Genomic DNA, 14,266 nt, shown 5'->3' with positions numbered 1-14,266 from the left:
CGGTATCGAACCAACCGGGGCATCGGGTGGGCAGCGTGAAGCAGAATGAAAAGCCGTTCGACGTGGTGATTGTCGGCGGCGGCATCGTCGGGCTGTCGGTGGCGCTCGAAGCGCAGTCGCGCGGTCTCAGCGTCGCCGTCATCGATCCTGACATTGCCGAGGCCCGGGCATCCTTCGGCAATGCCGGCGTGCTCAGCCGTGGCTCGATCTTCCCGATGGCCGCACCCGGCATCCGCGCGCGCTTGCCGCGTTATGCGCTTGGCCGCGACATCGCCGTGCGTGCCCGCCTGCGCTCGCTGCCGCATCTCGCACCCTGGCTGGTGCGCTTCCTGCTTGCCGCCGAGGAGGGCGCATGGCGCCGCACTGCGGCGGCACTCAACCCGATGGTCGCCGAGGCGTTCGACCGCCATGTCGCGCTGGCCGATCTCGTCGGCGGCCGCCATCTGATCAAGCGCAATGGTTGGCTCCGCCTCTATCGTAGCGCCGAGGCATTCGCCGGCAGCGTCCTGGAGCAGGCGGTCCTGAAAGAGAACGGCGTCCGTATCGACTGCCTCGGCGAAGATGAGATCCGCCAGCTCGAGCCGCATCTCGCCCGCCGTTTCAGCAATGGCATCTTCTTTCCCGACACCGGTTCCGTCGAAAGCCCCGGCGAACTTGTCGAGCTCTACCGGCACGCGGCAGAAGGTCGGGGCGCGGTCCTTGTCGCCGGCAAGGCGGAAGCCATCCTCGAAACCGGCGAGACCATGGCGGTCATGGTCGCTGGCCGGAGGATCGAAGGTCGCCATGTCGTGCTCGCCGCCGGTGCCCGTTCGGCCGAGCTTGCTCGCACCCTTGGCTATCGTTTTCCGCTTGCGGCCGAGCGCGGCTACCATCGCCATTTTGCCCTTGCCGAGGGCGTTGAGCTGCGCCGCCCGGTCTGTGATGCTGCCGGTGGCTACGTGCTGTCGCCGATGAACGGCAACGTGCGCCTGCTCACCGGTGTCGAGTTGGCGCGGCAGGATGATCCGCCAGAGCATGCCCAGATCGACGGTGTCGAACCCGATGCGCGAAAGACGCTTTCCTTCACCACGCCGGTCGACGGCAAAACCTGGCTCGGCAGCCGGCCGTCGACGCCGGACGGGCTGCCGGTCATCGGCCGCGCCGCCCGCCATCCCAGGCTGATCTTCGCCTTTGGCCACGGCCATATCGGCTTCGCCAACGGCCCGATGACAGGTGCCGTCGTCGCCAGCCTGCTCCACGACGAGCAGCCACCGGTGCCGGTTGCCGCCTTCTCGCCTTCGCGTTTCGGCGGCTAAAGCGTTTCCGCTCTTCCTCGAAATGCGGAGGCGCTCCACCTTCTTGTTCTTGCGCAATTCCGGACGGAAAACCGCGGCACACTTTTTCTGGAATTGCGCTAGGCGGCGGGGCGCGGTCACGGCAGCGTCAACCCGCCGTCGACATGCAGCGACTGGCCGGTAATCTGCCTGGCGTCGCGCGACAGCAGGAACAGGATCGCCGCCGCCACGTCGGCCGGTTCGGTCAGCCGGCCGGTAGGCGTCACGGCGATCGCCTTTTCCAGTGCCGAGGTCGTCGCCGCGAAATGGCCGGTCGGATCCTTGCGGGTGAAGCCCGGCACGACGCAATTGACCGTCACGCCCTTCGGCGCAAGTTGCACGGCCATCGATTTAGCCAGCGCCTCGAGCGCGCCCTTGGCGGCAGACGTCGCCGGAAAATGGATCTCGGCGGTGCCGAAGATGTGAGCGACAAACGAGCTGACCACCACCACGCGCCCGCAGGCCGAGGCGACGAGGTCGGCCATCGCTGCGCTGACGAGACGGAGCAATGCAGTCGGCATCGTCTCGAACGCCTGGGCCAGATCGTCTGGCCCGACCTCGCCGAGCGTCGAGCGCGTCGCCTGGGCGGCGTTGGAAACGATCTGGTCGACGCGGCCGAAGCGGGCGCGGGCGGCAGCAATCATTGCCGCCGGCACAACGGGATCGGCGAGATCGCCGAGCACGATCTCGGTCGCAGCACCCGATGCCCGGCAGGTCTCGGCGACGCTCTCCAGCCCCTCGGCATTCTTGCGTGTGTGCAGCACCAGGCCAATGCCAGGGGTTGCAAGCCGGCGGGCGGTTTCGGCGCCAATGCCGCTGCCGGCACCGGTGATGAGCACGATGCGATCGAATGATGTGGTCAAATCCTTGTCCCCAAAGCTGTTGAGAGTGATGTTTGCAGGTGCTCGGCTCAGGCGCCTAGTGCCACGCCGTCCTTGCGCTTGTCCGAGCCGCCGAGCAGGCCGCCGTCTTCGTCGCGCACAACGAATTGCGCACCGCCGAAATCGCTGCGGCCGGCCAGTTCGCCGGCACCTTCCGGATCGCTGTAGCCTGCGTCGCGCAGCGTCCTGACGATCGCATCCGGCGTGCCCGGTTCGATCGCCAGTGCCATATCGCCCTCCAACCGCCAGCGCGGGGCATCGATGGCTGGCTGCAGCTTCTCACCCCAGGCGGCCAGACGGACCATCATCTGGACGTGGCCTTGCGGCTGCATGGCGCCACCGACGACACCGAAGCCGGCATGGAAGCGGCCGTCCTTCAACGTCGCCGCCGGGATTACCGTGTGGTAGGGCCGCTTCGACGGCCCCGGCCCGTTGATGTGGCCCGGTTCGGAAAAGCCTAAGCCCCGATTCTGCAGCACGAAGCCGCAGCCGGGCACGGCGATGCCGGAGCCGAAACGCTTGAAGATGCTGCTCATCAGCGTCACCGCCAGGCCATCCTTGTCGACGACAACTGTGCAGACCGTGTTGCCCGATGGATCGGCGACGATTTTCTTGGCCTTGGCCATGGCGCGGCCGACTGCTTCGACCATGGCACGCGTGGTCGTCGGATCATCCCGGTCGAGCGGCAAGGCATCGAGTTCCTCCAGCGCGTCGAGCACGGCCATGCCGTGGGTGTTGGGCGGGCATTCGAGCACGGTCAGGCCACGGAACTTTCGTTCGAGCGGCAGCACGAAATCGCCGCGATGGTTGGCGAAATCCTCAGCCGTCAGCAGCCCGCCCCTGGTCTGGTTCGCTGCCGCTGCTTGGCGGGCCGGGGTACCGAGATAGAAGGCATCCGGCCCATCGGCGGCGATTGCCCGCAACATTGCCGCCAGCTCGGGATTGGCGAAGCGTTCGCCTTCGCGCGGCGTGCTGCCCGCGCTGTAGAGTTTTGCCGCAACCGGGTCGAGCTTGATCACCGGCTCGAACACGGCCCATTCGCGCGCGGTGATCGGCAGGACGGCAAAACCGTCGGCGGCGAGCGCGATGGCTGGAGCGATCAATTGGGCAAAGGGCAGGCGGCCAAAGCGGGCATGCAGGTCGAACCATCCGCGCACCGCGCCAGGCACGGTGACCGACAGTCCGTGTCGTTCGGGGATGAGCCGGTTCGGCAGTTTTTCCAACGCCTCGACCGACAATGCGGCCGGCGAGCGGCCGGTGCCATTGTAGCTGATGGCATGGCCGTCTGGTTCAACCAGCATCGCCAGAAGGTCGCCACCGATGCCTGTCGCCATTGGCTCGACGACGCCGAGGATTGCATCCGCGGCGATGGCCGCGTCGACCGCGGTGCCGCCTGCGGCCAGCATGTCCTGGGCGGCGCGGGCGGCGAGCGGGTGCCCGGTCGCCACCATCGCGGTTTCGCTGCGAACGCCTGCGTTGCCGTGTGCCTCGGAGCTGTCCATCACTGTCGTTCCAATCCTGGTTCAGGCCTTCGATAATCGCCCTTGCAACATACTGTATGCGTCATGTCGCCGTGATCACCTGCACGACAGTAGAATGCGACTTGCGCCGATGTCAATTTGGTATACAGTATTCTAAATCGAGTTTGACATATCGAAGACAGGGGAACCGCATGACCAAGCCGATGAACCCGGACGAATTTCGCACCGCGCTGGAAAACGCCATCAAGGGCAAGAGCGCCAACAAGTCGCCATTCAGCCTCGCCTGGGCCAGCGGCAAGCTGAGCCGCGACCATCTCTCGCGCTGGGCCGAGAACCATTATCATTATGTCGGGCCGTTCGCGGATTACCTCGGCTACATCTATTCCCGCATGCCTGAGCAGTATGTCGAGGCCAAGGATTTCCTGCTCGCCAACATGTATGAGGAAGAGATCGGCGGCGACCGCCACACCGACCTGCTGATCCGTTTCGGCGAAGCATGCGGCACATCCAGAGAGCGCATGACCGACCCGGAGAACATGTCGCCGACGACACGCGGCCTGCAGAGCTGGTGTTATGCGGTGGCGATGCGTGAGGATCCGATCGTTGCCGTTGCCGGACTGGTGGTCGGCCTCGAATCCCAGGTGCCGTCGATCTATCGCAAGCAGACGCCGACGCTGCGCGACAGTTACGGCTTCAGCGACGAGGAGGTCGAGTTCTTCGACCTGCACATCGTGTCCGACGAAATCCATGGCGAACGCGGCTACCAGATCGTGCTTGAGCATGCGCGTACGGTCGAGATGCAGGAACGCTGCCTCAAGATCTGCGAGGTCGGCGCCCAGATGCGCCTGCTCTACACCACGGCCCTCTACAACGACTATGTCGCCGAGGATGTGAAGCTCGGCCGCATTGCGCCGATGGAACCTGAACTCGCCGGCATCGGCGGGGTTTGAGGCACGCACATGCCGACAGTCGTGATCCATAGCAAGGGTGAGGCCTTCTCAGGCGAGGTCAAGGAGGACACCAACCTCGTCGTCCGCGCCGGCATCAAGCAGTTTCCCTATCCGCACCTCGCTTACAAATGCGGCATGGGAAAATGCGGCACCTGCGCCAGCCGCATCCTTGCCGGCGCCGAGCACCTGCCTCCGCCCAACTGGAAGGAGAAGAAGCAGCTCGGCGACAAGATCGACGAGGGTTTTCGGCTCGTCTGCCAGCTGTGGATCAAGAACGACATCGAACTCCGCCAGGAGAAGGTGACGGAGCAAGCCTAGCTGCGGTTTTCCGTCCGGAATTGCGCAAGACAAAGTGAGTTCGCCACGCCGGAGGGGCGCGGCACTTCCCGAACAGTTTGCCGGCAACGCTTCGGTGGTGTCGGCGTGACCAGCAATCAGCATGAGGTGGACGATATGTATGTGGTTCTGACGACCAAGCCGGGCGAGTTCCGGACCGAAATGAGCCCCGGCGTGCAGCCGGTCGAAACCTACGACTACATCTTCTACGGCCGCAAGCGCGCCAGCTTCACCATCGCCAAGCTGACCGACCAGGACCAGACGCGCATCCGCATCGTCGAGGACGAGCCGCCGCAGATCGAGAACAACGTGCCGTGCAAGCTGTTCGAGAAATTTTCGTCCGTCGAGGACGCCCGCCACGAGCTCAAGACGCTCACCACCTACGGCAGCATGGACATCCAGCTCAAGCTGGTCTGACCGGCCAACAGCATCGAACGCGCCGATGATCAACATCACCTTCATCACCAACGACAACAAGCAGGTGTCCGCGCCCGAAAACAGCAATCTGCTGCGCGTGTCGCTGCGCGAGAAGGGGGGCATCCCCTTCAAATGCGGCGGCGGGCTGTGCGGCACCTGCAAGTGCCGGATCGAGACCGGCATCGAGAACACCGATGCCGTCAAGCCCAAGGAACGCAACCACCTGACTTCAGACGATCTTGCCGCCGGTTTCCGCATGGCCTGCCAGACCTTCGTGCTCGGCGATGTCGCCGTCTCCTGGGTGCCAAAAGGACGCTGAGCAGGGTGCGCCGAGGCGCATTCTCGAAGCAGAACGACCGCCGAAGCAAACGACTCCCCGAAAGCAAACGACCAATGACAGAGCGACACCTGAACTACATCGCCGGCGAGTGGCAGCCAGCTTTTGGCGGCACCACCTTCGAGGACCGCAATCCCGCCGACGAGCGCGACCTCATCGGCCTGTTCCCGGATTCTGACGCTGCCGATGTCACTGCCGCCATCTCAGGCGTCTCGGCCGCCTGGCCGGCCTGGGCGGCGCAGTCGCCAGAGGTTCGCGCCGACGTTTTGTTCCGCGCCGCCGACATCATGGCTCGACGCGCCGACGAGATCGCCACCGAGCTGACCCGCGAGGAAGGCAAGACGCTGACCGAGGCACGCAACGAGGCCCGGCGCATCGCCGCCAACTTCCGCCTCTATGCCGGCGAGGCGCTGCGGCTCAATGGCGAGACTTACCCGAGCGACAGCGCACAACTGGTGCTGTCGCTGCGCCAGCCGGTCGGCGTGGTCGCAGTCATCACGCCGTGGAACTTCCCGCTGTCGATGGCCGCCCGCAAGCTCGGCCCGGCACTCGCCGCCGGCAATGGCGTCGTGTTCAAGCCGTCCGAAATCACGCCGCTGATGGGCCAGCGCCTCGTCGAGGTGCTGCTTGAGGCCGGCCTGCCACCAAAGCTCGTGGCGCTCGTCCAGGGCAAGGGCGCGAAGGTCGGTCAGGCGATCACCGCAAGCGCCGGTGTCGACGCGCTGACCTTCACCGGCTCCTATGCGGTCGGCAGGCAGATCGCTGCGTCGCTCTCCACCGACACCCGCGTCCAGCTTGAAATGGGCGGCAAGAACGCGACCGTCGTGCTGGTCGACGCCGCAATCGACAAGGCCGTCGCCACCATCGAGCGCGGCGCCTTCGGGCTCACCGGCCAGGCCTGCACCGGCACCAGCCGCGTGCTCGTCGCCCGCCCGCTTTATGCCGAACTGGTGGCGCGGCTCGAAAAATCGGCCTCCGCCATCAAGGTCGGCCCGGGCATGGCAGAAGGCGTGCAGATGGGGCCGCTTGCCACCCGCGTGCAATACGACAAGGTACTGGCCTATGTCGGCATCGCCCGCGAAGAGGGCGGCCGAGTCGTTGGCGGCGATGCGCTGCGTGAGGCCGACTCGAACCTGGCGCATGGCTATTTCGTCCGGCCCGCCGTCGTCTCCGACCTGCCGGAGACCAGCCGTTTGTGGCGTGAGGAGATTTTTGGGCCGGTCGTCGCGGTGCGCCCGATCGACAGCCTCGACGAGGCGATCAAGCTGGCCGACGACACTGAATACGGCCTCGCCGTGTCGCTGGTGACGGGTGATCTGCCGTCGGTGCTGCGCTTCGCCCGCGAGACCCAGCACGGCATCGTCAAGGTCAACAGCCCGACAACCGGTGTGTCACTCAACGCGCCTTTCGGCGGCCTCAAGCATTCGAGCAATCAGGCGGCCAAGGAGCAGGGCGGGGCCAACGTCATGGACTTCTACAGCCGCATCAAGAGCATCTATCTTGGGGCCTGACATGCTCCAGTCCCTGACTGAGCTGATGCCCGGCGACTTCGTGCCGGGCCATCTCGTCGGCATGGGCGCCATGGTCTTCATCGCGGCTTTGCTCCAGGGCATCGGCGGGCTCGGCTTTGCCATGGTCTCGGCGCCGCTCGCGGTGCTGTTCTTTCCCGAGATGGCGCCCGGGCCGCTGCTGGTGTTGGGCGCCGGCCTGGCACTGCTCGGCCTGCTCCGCGATTTCGATGCCGTCGACTGGCCGAGCGTGACGACGTTGATGGCCGGACGTGCCGGCGGCACGCTGCTTGCCGGCGCCACGCTCGCCGCCCTGCCGACCAGTGCATTCTCGATCGTCTTTGCACTGTTGATCCTCGCCGGTGTTGGCCTCAGCTTCGCCGGCTGGAAGGTCAGGGCGTCTCACCCGAACATGGCGATCGCCGGCCTCGCCTCCGGCCTGATGGGCACGATTACCTCGTCCGGTGCGCCGCCCTTTGCCATAGTCATGCAATATGTGCCGCCGCGCCAGATGCGGGCGACCATCAGCTGCGTCTTCTTCGCCGGCGCCATCCTGTCGCTATTGATGTTGGCATATGTCGACCGTTTCACCCTGCCGCAGCTCTGGCTTGGCATCCTGCTGTTCCCGCTGATGCTCGGTGGCTTCTTCGTCTCCGGCCGGTTCCACCGCTATTTTTCGCCGCGTGGCGTGCGTTTACTGCTGCTCACCATGTCCGGCCTCGGCGCGCTCGGCATCCTCGCGAGGACGGTCGTCCCATGAGCCTGCCCCACATATCAGACGAGCTGGTCGAGGCTGCCGTCTCCGCCGCCGAGGCGCGCGAGGTGCTGGCCGATGCCTTTCTGCGTTTCGGCCGCGAGGAGGCGGCGATGCAGGCGCGCATCCGCAGCGAGGCCGGCGGCGTCAAGCTGTCGACCCTGGGCGCGGTCATCCCCGGCCAGGAGGTGGTCGGCGCCAAGGTCTACACCACCATCAAAGGCCAGTTTTCCTTCATCATCCTGCTGTTCTCCTCGGTCGACGGCCGCGCGCTCGCCACCTTCGATGCCGGCGCCATCACCAGGCTCCGGACCGCCGGCTGCTCGGTCATATCGGCCCAGCACCTCGCCAGGCCGGAGGCCTCGACGCTCTCCGTCTTCGGCTCCGGTCCGCTCGGACGAGCCCATGCGGTGCAGATGGCCGAGGCCTTCCCGCTCCGGCGAGTGCTGCTTGTCAGCCGCTCGTCCGATCCTGCATCGGCGGTAGAACTTGAAGCCGCCTGCGGCATCCCCACACGACTGGCCACGGCCGAACAGGCGGCCGCGGAAGCCGACATCCTAGTCGCCGCTTCGCGTTCGCCATCCGCGCTGTTTTCGGGCGACCTGCTCAAATCAGGCTGTTTCATCGCCGCCGTCGGCTCGAGCCTGCCCAACACCCGCGAGCTCGACGACCGGGCGATGGCCCGTGCTTCGCTCGTCGCCGTCGAATGGCGCGAACAGAGCCAACGCGAGGCAGGCGATCTCGTGCTCGCGGATCCCACGGCGCTCGTTTCGGACAAGATCGTCGAGCTCGGCGAAATCCTCGCCGGCAAGGCACGCGGCCGCACCAGCGAGGACGAAATCACTATCTACAAGTCAGTCGGCGTCGGCCTACAGGACATAGCCCTTGCGGGACTGGTTTACCGACGGATCGTCGGCGGGTAATTGCCTCTAAGGCTGAGTTGACGAGGGGTGCCTGACCGAGAATACGCGATACAGGCATGCAGCGGCAGACATCAGCCAGAATACGACGACAAGATAGGCGGTGGCGGTCGATCCGACGCACTCACTCTCGTTGATAGCGCAGGAGTTGGTCACGCCGGTAAGCAGGAAATACCCACACACCAGCAGCGTGCCCGATGTGAGTGCCGCACTGATGACGCGGTAGCTTCCGCCAGACGTGAGCAGGATCGTCGCCAGCCTCGCAGCCAGTGGCGCAACGATCATCAGGCCCATCGCATAGACAGTTGCCATAGCTGCAATCCCGCTCTCATCGTTAGCTTATCCGATACCTGGCATACCCTCTATCCCTTCTTCGCCGCCTGACGTGCCTGCTGCAGGCTGACCACGCCTTCCCGTGAGATGGTGTAGTTGCCGCCGTTGCGGGAGACCACCAGACGCTTCGCCTTCAGCACCTTGAATTCGGCGAGGCCGGCGCCCTCGAGCGACCAACCTTCCCGGGTGACGAACGACGCTTCCAGTGGTCGGTTTCTGGTGTCTTTTTCCAGGATGATGGTGCCGCCAAACGACAGCACTTCGAGCGCTTTGCGCTCCTTCTTCGAGATATTCATGAGGTTGTGAGTCCGCAGTCCCGGCGCCAATGCACCGGGCGTCATCCACCATGGCGAGCGAAGAGCTCACCGGTTTGACTGAACACGGCCCCGGTCCACGCGATGCGTGAAGCGGGGCTTTAGCGGGACTCAAAAGAACAGGTCATGATGGCGCGGAGCTATAGGTCAGATTGCGGCATGCTTAAGGCAGTGGCTTTGTCGAACGGCGGTTATCCTTGGTACGCAAAGTAGATCTTGCCCCTGCCAAGGTCGACCACCGTCAGGCTGCCGCTTAGACCGTACGAGTAGAACGATCCAGTGTTCGCCATGGCGTGGTTTGCTTCAGTGTCGCGACCTTCTTCGACAAAAATGTCGCCGCGCACGAACTGATGGATTGTCAAAGCCCCCTCAGGCGGTACGCTCGAATGTGAGTAACGCATCTCCGCATCTTCCTTGTTCACGGGCGTGCGATGCCATTTTGAGGTTCCGCCGGAAAGATGCCTGGCTAGGTCCTGGGCGGTGCCCATTCGGCACTCCTTGGCGTCAGGGTGTAGACGACGAAACCCGCCTCGTTATCGCCAGGCATGACGCCCAGGACATGCAGAAGGTTTGCGCGGACGTCGGCATGGCGATGTCAGTAGATCATTGGCGGTGCGGCAGGCAGCCCGCCTGCTACTGGTTCTTGAAACAGCGCAATTCGAGCTCGTTGCGATAGTCCTCGATCGCGCGCTGCTGCATTGTCGCGGTCGAGAAACGTGGATGCTCGTAGGCGGCGAGGATTTCGTCGCGCGTGCCGGCACCGGGCGCCTTCTCCAGGTGCAACTGGCCGCTCAACGGAAGGCCGGCCTGCCGGGCCGACATGACGACGCGGCCCACGACCCGCGGAGATGGCAAATCTGGTCGGGGCTGTGGTTGTTGGAGGTCGCCTGCGCGGGAAGCGGCGCCAACAGCAGCATGGTGAGAACTGTTCTGCGCATTGCTGAGCAAGCCTCCTGTTGGCGATGGGCTGATATAGCCAGGTCCGGCTGAGATCAGCGCCCCTGCAGGACGCGGATCAATCTGCTGTTGTCAGCGGTGGTGGAATCAAGATTGCGGTAGTCCTGGTAGGTGATGCGGTTGCTGGCCATGCCGTTGATCATGCGCTTGCAGAAGGTTTGCGCATAGTTGCTCGGGTTGATGTTGAACACCGTTGCCATATCGGCCTTGTCCTTGGCCGGGCGTGCATTCTCACGCTTGATGCAGTTCGCCATGATCTCGCGTTTGAGTGCGGGGCTGCCGCTAAGTGCCGTCTGAGCAGTCTTGTATTCGCCTTGCGACATTGTCGTGCAGCCCGCGACAATTGCGGAAAGGCCAAGCAAGGTTACCTTACGGGTCATGATGTGCGTCCGGGCGTGAAAATTGATTGAAGCAAATGATCGGAACAAATCGCCTACTGCAACAGCTAGGAATTTTCGTCAATTGCCAGTTGAAAATAAAGACGCGTACTGACGTGGCGTTATGAAAGGTGAAGATTGATTTAGTGAAATCTATATTCGCTGTATCTTCTGTTTAATGTGGCGCCGTCACGGTCTCCGGCCAATGCGATCACCAGCCCAACTGCGATCGGCAGATGTAGTAGCATTCGGCGTAGCGCCTGTATGCCGGCTTCACGCCGCTGTCGTGATAGCTGTCGAGCAAGCGAGCACAAGTGGCCCTCTCGAATGGTGGCCAGGAACTGACGGCCAAGGCTTGCGGTGACGCCAGGGACATGGCTGCGACAATGAAGCATCCCAGGCTTGCGGCTGCGAAAAGCGAAGTGTTGCGCATGGGGTGACCATGTACATCTGTCGTTTTTTGCCTGCAACAGGCCAAGGATATTATGATGAACGAAGTAAATTGTCAGCGAAGCGACGGAAATTCCACGCCACCGTGCCGCAATTCGGTGGAGCAGTGGCTCCTGACATGTCGCTTCGATGGCATCGCGCAATTCTGCGCCGGGTGACGCCGCACCTATTGCTTTGCCGCCTCTGCCGCCCTGGTGTTGATCAGCCCGAAGCCGAAGTCGGTGTCGCGGCCCTTGTCGCCGAGGTCGGTGGCGGTGCTGGCCAGAGCCTTTTCGATCGAGTCGACGCTGCGTTTCGGCTCGGCGTGCAAAAGGTTGGCAATTGCGCCGCTGACGACGGCCGCGGCAAATGACGTGCCGGTGACCAGGTCGGTGCCGCCGCCGACGGGCGCCATCAGGTCGACGCCGGGTGCAGAGATATAGACATAGGGCCCGCGATTGGCCTGCTTCATGATCGCGTCCTTGGCGTCGGTGGCCGTCACCGCGATCACGCCCTTGTAGGCGGCGGGGTAGCCATAAGGCGCGCCCGGACCGTTGTTGCCGGCGGCGGCGACCAGGATCATGCCGCGCGCACGCGCACCGCGGCTCGCCTGCTCCAGCAGCGCGTTCTTGGGCCCGACGAAGCTCATATTGACAATCTGGACGTCCTGCTCGGCGGCCCAGTCGAGGGCGTTGAGGATGATTTCCATCGTTGACTTGCCGCCTTCGAAGGCGCGGGCGTGGAAGATCTTCGAACCTGGCGCCATGCCCTTGAAGTCGCCGGTGCCTGATATCAGCCCGGCCACCGACGTCGCGTGGTCACGCGCGGTGACGGCAACGCCCGGCATGGCGTCGAAGCTCTGTGCGATGGCGCCCTTGAGCGCCGGGTGGGTTTCGTCGATGGCCGTATCGATGACTGCGACATTGACGTTCTCGCCATTCGCCGCCGCCTCGTCGAGCGAGATGCGCTGGAAGGCGAAGCTGGGAGCGGCTGCCGCCTGCTGCAGCTCGTAGATGTGGTTGGGCTCGCGCTCGCTGGTACGGCCGTCGCCGGCGAGCTGCGCCAGCACCACGCCGACCGGACGGCCGTCGGGAATGCCGAATCGTACGAGGCTAGTGCCGAGCAGCGTCGACTGGCGCTGCGAGCGGATTTCGAGGCCGTAGGCGGCCGCCAGCGCCTGGGCGTCGGCGGCATCGCCGGCAACCGTCACCAACACCTCGTCAGGCACGAAGTTGCCCGAGATGGCGCGCGGTGCTGCGGTGATGGCGGGGCCGGGCGGCGTCGCATCGGCTGCAGGAGGCGTCGGCGGCGGAGATCCGGCCTGCCCGCCGCCGGAAGCAGCAGCGCCGCCTGCGGGATCGCGCAGCGGGTTGGGTGTCGGCACCGGCGTCGCCGGCTGGCCGCCCGAGGCGACGCCGGGAAAATCGCCGGGATTGGGGAACAGGTCGACGATCAGCTCGGGCAGCCCGACGGCGCCGGGCAGGCCGCTGCCGCCCGAGGGGCCTCCTGGGGTGGAACCGCCAGGCGCCGGGCCACCCGGCTGCAGGCAATTGGCGTTGCCGGCTGCCGTTGTCTGATTAAGGCAGTCGAGCTGTTGCGGCGTCAGGCTGGGGTCGTTGGTCTGGGCGAAAACAGGCGTGGCGGCGAACACCGCCGCCGCCAGCACGAGCCGTGCAATTCGCCCTGACGTGGTCATCCAGCCGGTTTCCTTCCTGCCGTCACCGTGTCCGCGAAGGGTGCCGCCGCAATGACGCCGACGATGCGGTCATAGTCGGCGACCGTCTCGGACGGGATGGCGATGCGGAACACGCCACTCGCTGTCGGGCCGTCGATGATCGAGGCACCATTGTCGCCGAGCAGGGTGGCGATGTCGGCCATCCTGGCGTCCGGCTTGAAGGTCACCAGCGCGAAGGGCAGCTTCGTCTGGTCCTCGCCGGTGCCGGCGACCTGGACGTCGTTGCCGCGGTTGCCCGGTTCGAGCACCGACTGCACCATGACCAGTGCCAGCAGTGCGGCTGCAGCACCCCAGGCGACGCCGACCGGCAGGCCCATGAAACGCTCCCAGACCCGCGACAGCAGCGACTGTGCCTGGGGCTCGCGCATCGGCCCGGCTTCGGCGTCGAGCAGCTTGGAGAAGCGGCTCAGCGCATCGGCGGGCGGGCGGATCGCCTCGTTGGCGGCCATCGTGCCGGAGAACTCCGCTTCGGCGGCTTCAAGGGCCGCGGGTGCCTCGGGATCGCTGGCAAGCCAGTCTTCCACGGTTGCCAGTTCGGACCCTTCGAGCGTGCCGTTCAGGTAGAAGGGCAGCAGCGTTTCGATCTCGTCGCGGCGCGACATCTTCTCGGCAGCGCTCATGGCCACCCCCTGTCATATCCGGCGGCCTTCAAGGCTTCGCCGAGCTTCTTGCGGGCATAGAACATCCGCGTCTTTACGGTGGCGACAGGAATGTCGAGCACCTCGCCAATCTCGGTGACCGACTTGCCATGGTAATAGGCAAGGTCAATGACCGTGCGATGCTCGTCGGCGAGCGTGTCGACGAGGCGGCGCAGGGCCGCACCCTTGTCCTGCTTCATCGTCGCCACTTCGGGTGTGTCGTTGTCGTCGGGCACTGCAGCCGCATCGTCGTCGTCAAGCCACTCTTCCTTGCGCTTGCGCATCGATGACAGCGCCTTGAAGCGCGCTATGCCGAGCAGCCAGGTCGAGACTTCAGAACGGCCTTCGAATTTCGGCGCCTGGCGCCACAATTCGAGAAACACTTCATTGGCTACGTCATCCGCCATCGCTTCCGACCCCGTCTGGCGCGCCACGAAACGGTAGACCCGTGCGTGGTGCCGCGTGAACAGGAGCCGCAAAGCGGCGCGGTCGCCGTTTGCGACGCGGCTCACGAGATCACGATCGGACATGGGGTCAGATGCGATGTTCATGGCCGGTGCTACCGCCGGGCTCCTGTCTGCTTGGT

General features: G+C 64.8%; 18 protein-coding genes. 8 read left to right on the top strand and 10 right to left on the bottom strand.

Annotated features, from left to right (window positions below; all coding sequences use genetic code 11):
* The first annotated feature begins 35 nt into the window (after positions 1-35).
* Positions 36-1,295 (top strand): FAD-binding oxidoreductase, encoded by a 1,260-nt coding sequence (locus IG197_RS12660; RefSeq protein ID WP_192319229.1) that lies wholly within the window; start codon positions 36-38, stop codon positions 1,293-1,295.
* Positions 1,296-1,411: 116 nt separating this feature from the next.
* Here the strand turns inward: IG197_RS12660 and IG197_RS12655 are convergent, their stop codons facing one another.
* Together IG197_RS12655 and IG197_RS12650 are read right to left on the bottom strand one after the other, a co-directional pair.
* Positions 1,412-2,176, bottom strand: a complete 765-nt coding sequence (locus IG197_RS12655) for an SDR family NAD(P)-dependent oxidoreductase (protein WP_192319226.1) — start codon at positions 2,174-2,176, stop codon at positions 1,412-1,414.
* Between the two features lie 47 nt (positions 2,177-2,223).
* Entirely contained in the window at positions 2,224-3,696 is a 1,473-nt protein-coding gene (locus IG197_RS12650) for a gamma-glutamyltransferase family protein (protein ID WP_192319223.1), read from the bottom strand.
* Between the two features lie 170 nt (positions 3,697-3,866).
* On the opposite strand from IG197_RS12650, the gene IG197_RS12645 reads away from it, so the two are divergent.
* The 7 genes from IG197_RS12645 to IG197_RS12615 all read left to right on the top strand — a co-directional run bounded on the left by IG197_RS12645 (position 3,867) and on the right by IG197_RS12615 (position 8,900).
* On the top strand, positions 3,867-4,625 hold the full coding sequence (locus tag IG197_RS12645) for a TenA family transcriptional regulator (protein WP_192319220.1): 759 nt from the start codon (positions 3,867-3,869) through the stop codon (positions 4,623-4,625).
* Positions 4,626-4,634: 9 nt separating this feature from the next.
* Entirely contained in the window at positions 4,635-4,943 is a 309-nt protein-coding gene (locus IG197_RS12640) for a 2Fe-2S iron-sulfur cluster-binding protein (RefSeq protein WP_067955019.1), read from the top strand.
* Positions 4,944-5,048: 105 nt separating this feature from the next.
* Positions 5,049-5,378, top strand: a complete 330-nt coding sequence (locus IG197_RS12635; protein WP_246765368.1) for a ferredoxin — start codon at positions 5,049-5,051, stop codon at positions 5,376-5,378.
* A gap of 25 nt (positions 5,379-5,403) precedes the next feature.
* Positions 5,404-5,697 carry a 2Fe-2S iron-sulfur cluster-binding protein gene (locus IG197_RS12630; protein ID WP_067955016.1) on the top strand — a complete coding sequence of 98 codons (294 nt, stop codon included), beginning with the start codon at positions 5,404-5,406 and terminating at the stop codon, positions 5,695-5,697.
* Positions 5,698-5,771: 74 nt separating this feature from the next.
* Complete coding sequence (locus IG197_RS12625; RefSeq protein WP_192319217.1) at positions 5,772-7,226, top strand: aldehyde dehydrogenase family protein; 1,455 nt, start codon at positions 5,772-5,774, stop codon at positions 7,224-7,226.
* 1 nt (position 7,227) lies between these two features.
* Complete coding sequence (locus IG197_RS12620; RefSeq protein ID WP_246765367.1) at positions 7,228-7,983, top strand: sulfite exporter TauE/SafE family protein; 756 nt, start codon at positions 7,228-7,230, stop codon at positions 7,981-7,983.
* A complete protein-coding gene (locus tag IG197_RS12615; protein WP_210346910.1) occupies positions 7,980-8,900 on the top strand; it encodes an ornithine cyclodeaminase family protein in 921 nt (306 codons plus the stop codon). The genes IG197_RS12620 and IG197_RS12615 overlap by 4 nt, the downstream gene beginning before the upstream one ends.
* 6 nt (positions 8,901-8,906) lie before the next feature.
* Here the strand turns inward: IG197_RS12615 and IG197_RS12610 are convergent, their stop codons facing one another.
* From IG197_RS12610 to IG197_RS12575, 8 genes are all read right to left on the bottom strand, one after another.
* A complete protein-coding gene (locus IG197_RS12610; RefSeq protein ID WP_192319213.1) occupies positions 8,907-9,209 on the bottom strand; it encodes a hypothetical protein in 303 nt (100 codons plus the stop codon).
* 50 nt (positions 9,210-9,259) lie between these two features.
* The gene (locus IG197_RS12605; protein WP_182573588.1) at positions 9,260-9,526 is read right to left on the bottom strand and encodes a YjhX family toxin; all 267 of its coding nucleotides are present in this window, start codon (positions 9,524-9,526) and stop codon (positions 9,260-9,262) included.
* 209 nt (positions 9,527-9,735) lie between these two features.
* Positions 9,736-10,032: a hypothetical protein gene (locus IG197_RS12600; protein ID WP_192319210.1), complete on the bottom strand. Its 297-nt coding sequence runs from the start codon at positions 10,030-10,032 to the stop codon at positions 9,736-9,738.
* Positions 10,033-10,177: 145 nt separating this feature from the next.
* Positions 10,178-10,366: a hypothetical protein gene (locus IG197_RS12595; RefSeq protein ID WP_192319207.1), complete on the bottom strand. Its 189-nt coding sequence runs from the start codon at positions 10,364-10,366 to the stop codon at positions 10,178-10,180.
* Between the two features lie 170 nt (positions 10,367-10,536).
* The gene (locus tag IG197_RS12590; protein WP_192319204.1) at positions 10,537-10,881 is read right to left on the bottom strand and encodes a hypothetical protein; all 345 of its coding nucleotides are present in this window, start codon (positions 10,879-10,881) and stop codon (positions 10,537-10,539) included.
* Positions 10,882-11,494: 613 nt separating this feature from the next.
* Positions 11,495-13,003 (bottom strand): S8 family serine peptidase, encoded by a 1,509-nt coding sequence (locus tag IG197_RS12585; protein ID WP_192319201.1) that lies wholly within the window; start codon positions 13,001-13,003, stop codon positions 11,495-11,497.
* On the bottom strand, positions 13,000-13,662 hold the full coding sequence (locus IG197_RS12580; RefSeq protein ID WP_192319199.1) for an anti-sigma factor: 663 nt from the start codon (positions 13,660-13,662) through the stop codon (positions 13,000-13,002). Before IG197_RS12580 ends, IG197_RS12585 begins: the two co-directional genes overlap by 4 nt.
* On the bottom strand, positions 13,659-14,231 hold the full coding sequence (locus tag IG197_RS12575) for a sigma-70 family RNA polymerase sigma factor (protein WP_067965790.1): 573 nt from the start codon (positions 14,229-14,231) through the stop codon (positions 13,659-13,661). The genes IG197_RS12580 and IG197_RS12575 overlap by 4 nt, the downstream gene beginning before the upstream one ends.
* Positions 14,232-14,266 lie beyond the last annotated feature (35 nt).

It is taken from the genome of Aminobacter sp. SR38 (assembly GCF_014843375.1).
Lineage (GTDB): Bacteria > Pseudomonadota > Alphaproteobacteria > Rhizobiales > Rhizobiaceae > Aminobacter > Aminobacter ciceronei.
Note: the sequence above shows the minus strand (reverse complement) of the source record. Positions and strands in the feature narration are given on the sequence as shown.